General features: G+C 40.6%; 9 protein-coding genes. 4 read left to right on the top strand and 5 right to left on the bottom strand.

Going from position 1 to position 13,586, the window contains the following annotated elements; all coding sequences use genetic code 11:
- Positions 1–3 precede the first annotated feature (3 nt).
- A complete protein-coding gene (rpoZ, locus tag QPX86_RS18895) occupies positions 4–282 on the bottom strand; it encodes a DNA-directed RNA polymerase subunit omega (protein WP_102531199.1) in 279 nt (92 codons plus the stop codon).
- Between the two features lie 60 nt (positions 283–342).
- Positions 343–966: a guanylate kinase gene (gene gmk / locus QPX86_RS18890; RefSeq protein WP_220753661.1), complete on the bottom strand. Its 624-nt coding sequence runs from the start codon at positions 964–966 to the stop codon at positions 343–345.
- A 342-nt stretch (positions 967–1,308) separates the two neighbouring features.
- Between gmk and QPX86_RS18885 the strand changes: the two genes are divergently transcribed.
- The 3 genes from QPX86_RS18885 (at position 1,309) to yjjG (ending at position 4,468) form a co-directional block, all read left to right on the top strand.
- On the top strand, positions 1,309–2,556 hold the full coding sequence (locus QPX86_RS18885) for a hypothetical protein (protein WP_285163563.1): 1,248 nt from the start codon (positions 1,309–1,311) through the stop codon (positions 2,554–2,556).
- A 122-nt stretch (positions 2,557–2,678) separates the two neighbouring features.
- Positions 2,679–3,746: a phosphotransferase enzyme family protein gene (locus tag QPX86_RS18880; protein ID WP_285165204.1), complete on the top strand. Its 1,068-nt coding sequence runs from the start codon at positions 2,679–2,681 to the stop codon at positions 3,744–3,746.
- A gap of 41 nt (positions 3,747–3,787) precedes the next feature.
- Positions 3,788–4,468 carry a pyrimidine 5'-nucleotidase gene (gene yjjG / locus QPX86_RS18875; protein ID WP_285163561.1) on the top strand — a complete coding sequence of 227 codons (681 nt, stop codon included), beginning with the start codon at positions 3,788–3,790 and terminating at the stop codon, positions 4,466–4,468.
- Between the two features lie 140 nt (positions 4,469–4,608).
- On the opposite strand, the gene QPX86_RS18870 is transcribed toward yjjG, so the two are convergent.
- From QPX86_RS18870 to QPX86_RS18860, 3 genes are all read right to left on the bottom strand, one after another.
- On the bottom strand, positions 4,609–5,457 hold the full coding sequence (locus tag QPX86_RS18870; RefSeq protein ID WP_285163560.1) for a mechanosensitive ion channel family protein: 849 nt from the start codon (positions 5,455–5,457) through the stop codon (positions 4,609–4,611).
- Positions 5,458–5,722: 265 nt separating this feature from the next.
- Positions 5,723–6,355: a chromophore lyase CpcT/CpeT gene (locus tag QPX86_RS18865; RefSeq protein WP_285163559.1), complete on the bottom strand. Its 633-nt coding sequence runs from the start codon at positions 6,353–6,355 to the stop codon at positions 5,723–5,725.
- Between the two features lie 124 nt (positions 6,356–6,479).
- Positions 6,480–9,653, bottom strand: a complete 3,174-nt coding sequence (locus QPX86_RS18860; protein ID WP_285163557.1) for a DUF3427 domain-containing protein — start codon at positions 9,651–9,653, stop codon at positions 6,480–6,482.
- Between the two features lie 1,052 nt (positions 9,654–10,705).
- On the opposite strand from QPX86_RS18860, the gene QPX86_RS18855 reads away from it, so the two are divergent.
- Positions 10,706–13,585: a DEAD/DEAH box helicase gene (locus tag QPX86_RS18855; protein WP_285163556.1), complete on the top strand. Its 2,880-nt coding sequence runs from the start codon at positions 10,706–10,708 to the stop codon at positions 13,583–13,585.
- The last annotated feature ends 1 nt before the right edge of the window (position 13,586 follow it).

The following is a 13,586-nucleotide window of genomic DNA, read 5'->3' as shown; positions in this document are numbered from 1 at the left end:
TCCTTAAAGTGAACGGCCTTCGGCAATTGCTGCAACAGCGGCAATTTCAGCGGCTTCGCGTTCACGAACAGTTTGACGCTCATCAGCATCTAAAGTGTTAGAGGTGACTAAGCCTAATTCGATTTCGCGTAAAGCGATAACCGTTGGCTTATCATTCATCTCTTCAACCATTGGGTCTTTACCTTGCACAGCGATTTGGCGTGCACGACGCGCTGCAACCAGGATCATATCAAAACGGTTGCCGATTTGTTCTACGGCGTCTTCTACAGTTACGCGAGCCATGTGGTGAAACTCCAGTGTTATATATGGGAAAAAATGACGCAAAATTGTACACTATGACAATTAATCTGCCAACAGATCGTTAATCATATCATTGTGAGTATGGATCTGACTAGCACAGGTTGATCTTTGACTGCGAATGATCGCGCAAAGATCGCCTAAAGCGACATCAAAATCATCATTTACAATAATATAATCTGCATCTTTATAGTGTGACATTTCAGATACAGCCTCAGCCATACGTCCATCAATCACGTCTTGGCTGTCTTGACCACGGCCAGTTAGGCGGCGTTCAAGCTCAGCTCTCGAAGGAGGTAAAATAAATACCCCAATAGCTTCAGGCATGACTTTTTTGACTTGCTCGGCGCCTTGCCAATCAATATCTAAAAATACATCAATACCATTTGCCAATGTTTGTTCAATAACCGTGCGGGATGTGCCGTAATAGTTGCCAAACACTTCAGCCCACTCAAAAAAAGCCTCATCAGCGATTAATGCTTTGAACTCTTCAACTGACACAAAGTGGTAATGTTGACCATTAACTTCACCTGGGCGCGGTTGACGGGTGGTGTGTGACACAGACACTTGCATGTCGCTTGGCTTATCTTTTAGTAAAGCAGAGATAAGTGAAGATTTACCGGCGCCACTTGGGGCTGACACAATAAATAGATTTCCACGAGCGCTCATAGTGCAATTTCCAACCAGATTATTTATCAGGGCGAGTATTATACTCAAAGCGATGCAATTTGCGAGATTTGTGATGGATAAAAGTGCACAAATCTACACTTAAACAGTTAGCTGATTATTGTGGTTAATTGTTATCAAAGGCCTTTGCAGCGTTAGCTTAAGGGCGCTGTAGGCTGAAATTAACCTTAATTGAAAAGCTGACTGGCTGCGCTTTCGAGGTTATTTAGCACCAAATTGATATTTTTAGAATTATTTTAGGCCATTTTTACTTGGTTTCACTGACTTTAGCGGTGAAATTGTTTAGTCTGCCAACAGATCATTTTTTAGATATTAGGATTTCTCGTGTCATTCGCATCCTTATTTTGTCGTCAAGGTCGAGATAACGGCCTAAGAGCCTTAGCCATTCAATTAAGCTGCTTAGCTTTTGTATTGATCTTCGCGCTATTATTTTCAAACTCCGCTGTAACCTTAATTGCAGCAGTGATAGCTTTGCCTATTTGTGGTTTGAGCAGCTTGCGCCGTGTTAAAGACGCTGCAAAACCAAACTCGCTAATTGCTATCCCGTTAACCTTATTATTGCTATTCAGTTTATCGTTGAGCTTAAGCTTTCCTGCCGTTGTCACTAGCATTTTATTTATACTTGCCGCGATTGTGAGTGCTGGTTTTGCGTGGCTTCCTGCCCCAAAAACTAATCAACGTAAAACCATTTATGTGATGGGTTATAACGGCCCGCACATAAAAGCAGGTGAGGCCTCAGGACAAGCGCGTCGCAGACGAGAGCCAACCATTGGCGAGTCTGGGCATAGTCATCAACACTTTGATGCTGAATTTGATGAAGCGCAAACATACGAACAAAATTTTGAGCCGGGATATCAGCAAGAAACCGTTTATAGAGAAGAGTCAGATAACTCTGTTAACCACTCAAAAGTTAACCATTTAGGCCAAAGTCAGCAAGATGGTGAGTCACATTATGCCGCCGATGATAAACCCACATATCGGGTCGATCGCGGTGCGTTAGAGTCAGGTTCGTTATCGGAACTATTAAAGTCTTGGCTTATTTGGGCCCAAAGCAATCAAAAAGTATTGCTGATGGTGGCTAAAGGTTTAGGCATCGTATTAGCGATTACCTTGTTTATTTACCTCATTAGCCTGTTATTTACAGGTGGTGAAGTAGAGCAGGAACCTGTCGAAATCGCGCCAATAGACCAACCAGAAACTATTAACGAAACCGCAAGGGTTAAACTGCCAGATGGTTTTTGGCTGATACTCCAGCAAGATGTATTAGTGCTTCGTTGGTTAGGTGATGAAGGCGATGCCCAGCCTATTTGGCGTTTAGACACCGCCGAAGGTGACAAACGCTGCGCTGAACTGACTTTTAACGATGGCAGCAAATTCCGCCCAATGCAGGTCGATTTAATGGCTGACAGTGGCACAGAGGCGAGGTTCTCACCACTAGATAACAATCAAATTATCAATAATGTGGCCATGCGCGGCAGCTTTAAGCTTTGTGGTTATAACTTTAGCTTAAAAGGCAGCCAGGCAACGTTATCAAGTCAGCCAGCCTTTGCAAAATATATCAAAGGATTATGATGTTCACGACTGAGTATTACGCCAAACTGGGCGATACTCAGTAAATTAGCATTGTAAGTGTTGTGGTTTATATCAATCGTATTAAACTGTCTCGCTCGCAACAAAAAGATATGGAGAGTTGGGTGGTTGAGTTTATTAGGCAAACAATTTTGCCTTTGTATGGAATTATTGATGAAAATGCGAGTGTTTCGCCGTTAGGCAATGGTCATATTAACCAAACTTACTTAGTAAGGTGGGCAACAGGCCACATAGTGCTACAAAAAATTAATACGACGGTGTTTACTAAGCCAGAAGTGTTAATCGACAATGCCGCAAAAGTCAGCCATCACCTCATTCAAAAAGCCAATAATGGCGAATACCAGCTCGACGTGATTTCCCCTGTGGTGTTAAAAGACGGCCGCTTGTCTGTCAATTTAGGCGACAAAGGCTTTTGGCGTGCAATCCGCTATTTGGCTAACAGTCACACCATTGAGGTGGTCACAAATCAAGATGAAGCGAAAATGGCAGCCAGTGCTTTTGGCCACTTTGCTCATGCATTAAGTGACCTCGATGCCAATAGCCTTGAAGATGTTATCCCTAACTTTTTAAACCTTCCTCAGCGTATAGAACAGCTTAAGCAAGCGGTTGCCGATGACAAATCGGGCAGACTGGCTGACTGTCGCGAGTGGGCCGAATTAGCCTTGTCGCAACAAAGCTTGTTTGATGAACTTGCAAAAGTTGAAAGCCAATTACCGCTACGTATTTGCCATAATGACACCAAAATCAACAACATGCTGTTTGATAAACGCGACATGTCGAGCATGGCCGTGATAGATATCGACACCTGCATGAAAGGCTACTTGATGTATGACTTTGGTGACATGGTTCGCGCTTTTTGCTCACCAGAGGAAGAGGACTCAACCGCACTTGATAAAGTCGTTGCTCGTCCTGAAATTATTGCCGCCGCGTGTGAAGCTTATACCGAGCAATTGGCCGATATTTTAACGCCAATTGAAAAGCGCAGTTTATGGTTAGGCCTTAAAGTCATGGCGCTCATGCTGGGTTCGCGCTTTTTAACCGACCACTTAAACGGTGATGTGTACTTTGGTATCCATCGAGAAGGCCATAACCTAGACCGAGCAGCTAACCAGCTTACGGTATTCAAGAGTTTAGTGGCGCAAGAATCAAGTCTTAAAACCCTATTTGAATAACGCTTTTTAGTATCTTGATATAACCCCCATAAGGGCTAGCAATGAAGTACCAATGGATATTGTTTGACGCCGACGAAACCTTGTTTGATTTTGATATTTTTGCAGGGTTAAAGTTAATGTTTTCCCGTTTTGATATCGACTTTGATACTACTGATTACGCATTCTATCAGTCGGTAAACAAACAACTTTGGGTAGATTATCAGCAAGGCTTAATCGATGCCGCTGAGCTGCAACACACACGTTTTTTACATTGGGCGCAAAAACTTGGCGTAACCACAAAGCGTCTTAACAGTGACTTTTTAGCCGCCATGGTTGATATTTGTCAGCCACTGCCGGGTGCTAAACAATTGGTATCAAGCCTTAAAGGTAAAGCGAGCCTTGGCATTATTACCAATGGTCTTACTGAGCTGCAAAATGTTCGTTTAGAACGCACAGGCTTTAAAGCATCATTTGAACATGTGGTGATTTCAGAACAGTTTGGCAAAGCCAAGCCCGATGTGAGTATTTTTGAGCACACCTTCGAGTTAATGGGTAACCCAGACAAAAACACCGTATTGATGGTGGGTGATAACCTACACTCGGATATTCTAGGCGGCGTAAATGCAGGTATTGATACCTGCTGGCTTAATCATCATGGAAAAGATGTGGTAGATGGCATTACGCCCACCTTTGAAGTCAAAGATTTGCATCAGTTACACGATGTACTGCATTCAGCTAAGTAAGTTTTCTCTTATCTTAACAAATAGAATTTTTTAAGATTTGAGTAGCACAGCGTTTAAAATGACACACAAAAAAACCACTCGATTGAGTGGCTTTTTGATGTTATTGCATTAGAAGCGCATTGGATATTGAGGTTAACGCATTAAGCTTTATCCGATTTAGGGAAAGCCTCATGGTAAGCAATCATAAAGTCTTCTCTAATATGTTGCTCTAAATGGGTTGCGCGCTCAGTGGGGCAAAATATCATAATATGGACGACTTGTTCTCCAGCAGGCCCACTGTGAATATGAATGTGTGGCTCAGGCCCTGGTAGGTCAACACCCGCGTGCCTTTCAATAATATTATTATATCGGGTCGCGACTTCTAAAAAGTCTTCGCAGTGTGCTTCAATCTTTTCAACTAAATCTGGGAACAGCGGATACAGGTTTACAAACTCAACGACCGTAATATTAAAGCTGTGGTACACATAGCGTTTCATAAAGTTAAGGTTTTTCACCGCATAACTAAAGAACATACTATTAGGGAAGGTGACCGTTTTCCCCGTGTAATGGTACTGACCATGGTGTAAATCAATCTCTTGGATCACCGTCGCCATTAGATTGTGCTCGATGACCTCACCACACAACTTGCCCACTTCAATCCAGTCGCCAATCACAAATGAGCGTGAGCTTGCACGTTGTATCGAGCCGGTAAAACACAAAATGATTTCTTTTGACGCCACCACAAAGGCAATCGCAATAGCGGTAACAGACAGCGCAAACTTATTAATCTCGGTTTGCCACAGTAAAAACAACACCATGACGATTAAAATAAAGGTGCCGTTTTTAGTACGAGACATCCATTTACGTTGACCTTCACTCACAAAAGCCACATCACCACGGATCTTAGACACCACAAAGCGTTTAAGCATCGACAGCAGTAGGATAATTAGTACAGTAACAAACAGCTTATAGGTTGCTAAAAAATCAATGATGATAGTAACTTGTTCCACAAAACCTTCTCAAATAACGATAACTTGGTGATGAATTCAGATATAAGGCTCACTGTAACATAGCCATAGATTAAGTCAGCTTTGACCAGTGATTTTAATGGAAAATCTTTCGCTGTAAGAAGGACAAATTAGCCGTGGTAATAGCGTTAAAATGCAGAATAGTAATTGCAAGCGAAGCTGCCAGAATGCCGTTTTTATAAAAATCCAGCTTTGATAAAACTACAGCTTCGCTAACATGCAATTGCACTAGAAGTGATAAAGCGGATTAATGCTTCAAGAATATATAGCCAGCCTTTTCTGCGCCCCACACTTGCTTATCCTCGCTGTCATAGCCGCGATCCCAACTAAGAATACTGTCTTTGGTTACGGTCACTTCAGACGTGGCATAGCTTGCCCCGCGCAGCTGACTTAAACAGGTTTTCTCATCGGTGGAGCCTGCAAAGTGCTGCTCTGCCTCAGACCAAGTTAAAAAGACCGTACACCCTGCTTTTTCAGTTAAGTCACTTGGTGTGAGCTCGTTAAGCGGCGCCTCATTTTTGTAAGCACCCGCAAAGCGCTTATCATTTTCAAAGGTGTAAACCTTGCTGGCAAATTTAGTGTCAGACAATGCCGTCACTTCATAAACGCGTTGACGATATGGCTTATTTAAATGCGTTGCAGCAGCTTGCTCTACGTAAAGCCACGTCGAGTTATCTTTAGGCCAAATCTGCACCATATTAAGGTGAATATTATAAAAATCTTTATCGTCGATTGATTGCTGCTGACTATCGAAATGTCCCTGCATCCACTCAAGTAACAAAGCCTGTTTGTCTTGTTCAGTCGCTTGAGAGGTGATTGGCACTAGAGCTAAGGCAGAGAGTGCGGTGGTTAGAGCAATATGAGTTATTGATGTTTTCACAGGAAGTCCTTTCCGTTAAATGGGGTGTTCGGTTGACAAAAAAAATATTTTTTTGTTAAATTAACTGATTAGTTCCATTGTGTAAAACAGGACTACTTTCAGACTTATTCGGTGGTACTTTAATTTAGCCCATAGCGAGCTTAGCCGATTCTTGCCATAAATAAGCAGGCATAGGATGCTTTAATTTCCATGTGATATTCATTGGTTGACTACCTTCATATTTAACAAACTCAATTGGACCAAAATTAACAAAACCAACCGTTTTTCCGTACTCGTCTTTTGCCTGTTCTCGAACAAATAATATAAAAGATTTACCATTCTTTTTATGATTTATATAACTTAGTCCGCGGCCTGTATTAGGTCTTGTGTTATTTTGTGTTTGCCAGTGAAATAATGATGGGCTGATAGCGTAATCATGATACATGGTTGCTGCTGTGAATTGTTTCTCGCATTTATTCAAAGTAACAAATAGCAGCGCAATATTGGAATTTGGTAAATCTAAAATCCCTTCTCTACTCGATGACTTTTTATCGAAAGTACTATCACCAAATGCCACTAAAATATGTTCTTTGGGGTAACGAACATGCATTTTTAAAGGTGATGTATCGACCATTGAGTTGCCAACTACAGGCATGGAAAACTCATTGACACCAAGTTTTTGTATAAGAATAGAAATGACTTGGCTTAACTCATCTTGCAAGGTTGGATCTTGTAAGGTCAGAAGGCTGTCTTTAAGTGTGTTAAAGCCCGCGTTTTTACCTGTTTTATCCCAAAAATCATAATGGCACATTAGTGCTAAAAGCCGCTCAGTTGTTAAATGATTATGGAAGTTGCTTTCACAGAGCGCTTTTACAAAGCGTAAATAGGAAATAGATGAACAGCTTAATAATCTATTCTTAATCGCACGATAATAGGCTTCATAAATTGTTTTGCTATCTGGTGATACTTCTTCTCCTTTACTCAATGCCAGCAATACAGTCCATCCTCCTAATTTGCCATGTTTAACTTTGTAAATGTCATCTAGGGTTATATTGGGGTGGATATGCAAGAAATTAGTTAAGGTTAAAGGCAGGTTGGTCACATGCTGGTAATTGATGATTAAGCTAATAAGCTTATTTTTATTGAGGGTCGCTTGGGAAATATTTTTCAGGATCATTGATTGAGTTTTTTCTTGTAACTCAATGCGGCAGCCTAAAGGTAGATGCGGAAATCCTTGCTTTATTTCTTTAGCGATCGGCTGATGGGTTTTACCCACTAATGCTCTAAATTTATGGGAAAAATCATACTCAGGTCGAGAGTTACCTACAAAGTCTAAAATGGTGCAGCATTCTTTATCATTAGTTAATCGCAAGCCACGACCCAGTTGCTGCAAAAATATAGTTAAACTTTCAGTCGGGCGTAAAAAAAGCAAGGTGTCTAACTCGGGAATATCAACACCTTCATTAAAGATATCAACCACAAACAAGACATTTATTTGCTTTAAATTTAACTGCTGTTGCAACACTTCACGGTCGTTACTGTTATCGCTAGTTAATACGCCACATGCAATATTATGTAAGGTAAACTTTTGTGCCATAAACTTTGCGTGAGCTTTACTAACACAAAATGCCAACGCCCGCATTTGGGTTATATCTGTCACTATCTCGTAAAGGCTTTGCAATATTCGCAGTAGGCGCTGATCGTTATAAGTATAGAGGTGGGTCAATTCGGCAATATCATAACGACCTTTTGACCAAGATATTCGTGTTAAGTCGGTGTCGTCATCAATAGCAAAATATTGAAATGGCGATAAGTGCCTTTGATTAATTGCCTCTGGTAAGCGAATCTCAGCAGCAATAACATTACAAAAGTCAGTTAAAATATCTGCCCCGTCATTGCGCTCCGGTGTTGCAGTTAAGCCTAATAGAATTTGAGGTGTAAAATGCTTTAATACTGCTCGATAACTGCTTGCCGTAATATGATGTACTTCGTCAATGACGATGTAATCAAAGTAATCTTCGCTCAACGATATGCTATCAATTTGATTATTTAGGCTTTGAATAGAGGCAAATAACTGCTGAAATTGTGTTGGTTTGTGATTACCGACCCATAATTCACCAAAGGTACGATTTTTTAATACACCACGATATGCCGCTTGTGCTTGTTTTAGTATTTCTTCGCGATGGGCAACAAATAAGAATTTGGCTTCGGGATTATTTTGATAAAAGCGCGCGAAATCAAAAGCTGAAATAATGGTTTTTCCCGTTCCGGTCGCCGCAACCACTAAGTTTCTGCATCTGCCATGTAGCTCTCGTTCAACTGTTAACTTATTCAGAATGGTTTGCTGGTGAGAGTGAGGCTGAATATCAAAATAGAAACTCGGTGCTGTGGTACTGAATTGTCCCTTTGCTGCTTGCAGTGCTACATGCAATTTTTTTCGGCTTTCAATGTTACCGTCAAAGATTTCAAAATCAGGTGATTCCCAATAGGTTTCAAAAGTACTTAACGACTTTTCAATGATGTGTGGGATTTCTTGGGAGGTGATTTTTAGGTTCCACTCTAAGCCGCTTGTTAGCGCTGAATGAGACAGGTTAGAAGAACCAATATAGCCTGTATGAAAGCCTGTGTTACGCATGAATAAATAGGATTTAGCATGTAAGCGCTCACGATTGGTGTTGTAGCTAAGTTTAACTTCGGTGTTGGGGAGTGATGCTAGAAACTCAACCGCTTTTGCATCAGTGGCGCCCATATATGAAGTGGTAATAATTTTTAATTGTTTGCCACTGCGGGTAAAAGACTCTAGCTCTTTTTTAAATATTCGAATACCTGCCCACTTTATAAATGAAACTAACCAATAGATTTTATCAGATGACAGGATTTCTCTTTTAATTTCAGTTTCTAGTGAAACACCCACATTGCTGCCACAAAATAACTCACTCTGCGTAAGGCCTGTTATTGGCATTATGGTTTCTACGTGCTTAGGTAAATCAGCTGCAATGGGGTTGGATTTATCAAATAGCGCGGTAAGTATTTTACCTTGGCTATCGATTAAGTTTTCGTTAATTAATTCTTTATCGTGAATATGAGTACTGAGCCACTGAACGATTGTATTAGCTAAATTGATCTGCTGATGAACTCTAGTATCGCTATTGGGAACAGAATCCATAGCAATTTCAATAATGCGGGTTAAAAATCGAGATAAGAATGTGGCCGCTTCAGCAGCTTCCAATGCGCGTTCACCAACATAAAAAGAATCACGATCTAAGTTGTGCTCAACCAACTGGGTGATGAGTTGCTCGTATATACCTGCTTGATTCATGGAAGCTCATTGTTATCTGCTATTTGTCAGCCAGGATAGCTTAAATATCTGTAAAGATGAATGATGTGAATAATATTGAGGTAATCTTTTAAAAACAGCAGTTTGAATGGGCTTTAAGGTAGGTAAGGCGATAAAGTATACTAACTTACCGCCTATAGCGTGTAAAAGTGATTTTAACGGTTATAGCGTGTGAAACTTGATTGCCTAAACACTGAACGGCAGAAACACAAAACCCAGCCGATGCTGGGTTTTACTGATTTGATAAACTCAATTAAACGCTTCCAAGTTTGACGTAGTTACTACGCCATAGCTTATGCGTTTCATTTCTTCAACCTGAGCAAGATAGTGCTTAAAAGGTGTAATAAGCTACACGGTTGAGACAGTTAGTTCTTGCTCAAGACAAAAGTGTAGGATCGTACACATTGAATGAAATAATACGGCGGCATTTAAAAAAAGAGTAACAACGTACACTATTTGTGTTAGTCGGTCGCTGTTTTAAATCTAGGGCAGAGTAAACCTATCTTTAATCATAACTAGTTGTATTGTAGAAAAATAAAAAGCCCAGCATTCGCTGGGCTTTGTGTATTTGAACAAAAGTAAATTTAATTACTCAACGTTCTGGATCTGAATGTGGGTTGTTTGATATTATTGATTTATTATCAATAGTTTAGTTGTAGTTATTCGTTTGATTTTATGTGTTTGGTACCGTTATTGGTACCTTTTGTCGTATGTAATACTGCTTATCCTCTCTTCTTTTTTATCTCTTTAATTACTGAGCTGCCACTAACCTATTTATAGGAATAAATCACCTTGAGCAGGAAATGACTACCAGGTCTTATATTGAACAATTATCAATGATGAACAATAAACTCATTTTAATTGAGTGGCTGGCGCTTAAACCGATTGCTGTATTGTAGCTAGGTGATTGTATTAATTTTTTATTGAGAAAGTTAACTAGAATTCGTTAAAATCAATTTTATTTTATCTTTTTCATCATATACTAACAGCCAAATTGACGCCTCGTTTTTATTAAACAGGAAAAGAGATAAATCATGGCTATAGAAACAAAGAACTACGCTCCAGGAATGCGCATTGTAATTAGAGATGCGGAATGGGTGATACAGAAGGTTGATCCAACCTCTGATGGTGGTTCGCTAATCACTTGTGAGGGTATTTCTGAGTTAGTTCGCGGCCATGAGGGGCGTTTTTTGACAACCCTTGAAGAGTACATCGATATACTCGACCCAAAAGAGACAAAGCTTGTTGAAGATGAGTCGCCATCATATATGACATCCAAGTTATATATGGAAAGTATGCTTCGTCAGCGGGTGCCGACAGATGAGCAAGTTCATCTAGGCCATAAAGCCGCCATGGACCCATTGCCGTTCCAGTTAGATCCAATAAAAATGGTACTTCAACAGCCTCGCCAACGAATCCTTATCGCAGATGCTGTTGGTTTAGGTAAAACTCTAGAAGCAGGTATTTTGGTATCAGAGATGATCCGCCGTGGCAAAGGTAAGCGTATTCTCGTTCTTACCGTTAAGTCTATGCTGACTCAGTTCCAAAAAGAGTTTTGGAGCCGATTTGCTATTCCTCTTACACGTTTAGATTCTTCAGGTCTGCAAAAAGTCAGAAACAAAATTCCGACGAACCATAACCCGTTTCACTACTACGATAAGTCTATTGTCTCAATAGATACTATTAAGCAAGATGTTGAGTATCGACATTATCTAGAGTCTGCCTATTGGGATATTATCGTAATCGATGAGGCGCACAATGTTGCTGAAAGAGGTTCAGGCTCTCAACGTAGTAAATTAGCTAAATTACTTGCACGCAGAAGTGACACCTTAGTGATGCTATCTGCTACCCCACACGATGGTCGCCCTGAAAGTTTTGCCAGCTTGATGAACATGCTCGATGCAACAGCAATCGCTAACCCAAGTGATTATGAGTATGAAGACTTTAAAGATAAAAACCTTGTGGTTCGTCGCTTCAAAAAAGATGTAAAAGATCAAATAGCAGGGGAGTTCCCTGAACGTGAAATCAAAGAGGTCTACGGTACTGCAAGTATCGAAGAGGAAGAGGCTTATAGACAGTTGACAGAGCTTGAACTAGCCGCAATGGATACTGGTCGCAATACTAGTAGGTTGTTTAAGGTTACTCTCGAAAAAGCTTTGTTCTCAAGCCCTATGGCTTGCTTATCTACTGTTGAAAATCGCATATCTAACCTGGTTAAACGAAAGGACCCTGAGTTTCAGCCCGATATAAATGAACTGGAGTCCTTTGCCTCATCACTTCGAAATATCAATAAGAATAATTTCAGCAAATATGCCTCACTACTCAAGACAATAAAAACTGACCTACGTTGGAAAAAGTCCGACTCAGGTGATCGTCTAGTCATCTTTACTGAAAGCTTAAAAACATTAGCATTTTTGTATGAACACTTAAAATCTGATCTTAATCTAACAGATAAAGCAATTAAACAGATGCATGGTGGTATGTCAGATACCGACATCATGCATATTGTAGAGGAGTTTGGAACTGAGAGCTCAGGCCTTCGTTTGCTTGTGTGTTCAGATGTTGCATCTGAGGGCATTAACTTACACCACCAAAGTCATAAGATGATTCACTTTGATGTACCTTGGTCGCTGATGGCTTTCCAGCAACGAAATGGACGTATTGACCGTTATGGTCAATCTCATCAACCACAGATCAGATACTTACTCACCAATAGTGACAATCCACGTATACGTGGAGATATGCGCGTACTAGAAGTACTAGTAGAAAAAGATGAGCAGGCACAAAAGAATATTGGTGATAGCTCAGAGTTCACTAAAACCTACGCTATTGAAGAGGAGGAGGAGCAAGTTGCTGCGCAAATGATGAATGAAGATGCATCTTTCGATGTCGCATCATTTATGGACTCATTCTATACAGATAACGCCAACTCAACCGATGATGACCCACTCGCGGCGATGTTTAAATCGCTTGATAATATTCAAGAGGAGGCAGGCGAAGCCTGTGATATTTCGCTGTTTTCAGGTGAGCTAGATTTTTGTCAAAAGGCGCTAAAATATCTTAAGTCATGTGATCAAAGGCTTATCTATGAAACAGATGAGTCAACAGGTGTGCTTTCACTTTTTGCACCTCAAGACTTACGTCAACGCTTCAAGTTTTTACCAGCAGAGATTCAGCCAAAAGAAGATAACAAATACACGCTTAGGTTCAGTGATAAGGTAAAGCTTATCAATGAAGAGATAGTACGTTGTCGAAGTGACCAAACTTCATGGCCTCAAGTACAATACCTATGGCCTATAAACCCTGTCTCATTATGGTTAAATGACAAGATGTTAAGCGCCTTTGGTCGTCATGAATCTCCCATCATTCGTATACCAAGTATGTTTGAAACAGAAGAAGACCATTTTGTGTTGTCAGGTCTATTCCCAAACCGTAAGTCGCACCCTGTCGTTAACCCGTGGTTGGTGGTCAGTTTTGATAGAGGTGTACTCACAGGGATTGAACCGTTTGAACACTTTGTAGAAAAACATCCATTCCATAATACCCCAATGACCAATCGTGGCGGTGATCGTAATAGTGAGCGTCAGCAACAACTTCTGCCAACAGCAATTGATATGGCCACGCCATGGATGATCACCAAGCGTGATGAAGTATCTAAAGATTTAGAAGAGCGACTAAAAGTTCAATTAGAAAAGCTTGAAACGCTTAAAGGAAAGCAGCTATGCCAACTAGAGCTTGATTTTGCTGATAACAAGCAATCTCAAACCTTAATTGAAACTAAAAAAGCTCAACGTCAGCGAGAGATTGAACATGTATTTGATGAATACCAGCAGTGGATTAAAGACACTATGACGACAGAGCGTACACCATATATTCAGTTGGTTGCAGTTTTAACAGGCTCAGAGGGTTACTAAG

The organism is Shewanella goraebulensis (assembly GCF_030252245.1).
Lineage (GTDB): Bacteria > Pseudomonadota > Gammaproteobacteria > Enterobacterales > Shewanellaceae > Shewanella > Shewanella goraebulensis.
This window is presented reverse-complemented; position numbering and strand designations above follow the sequence as displayed.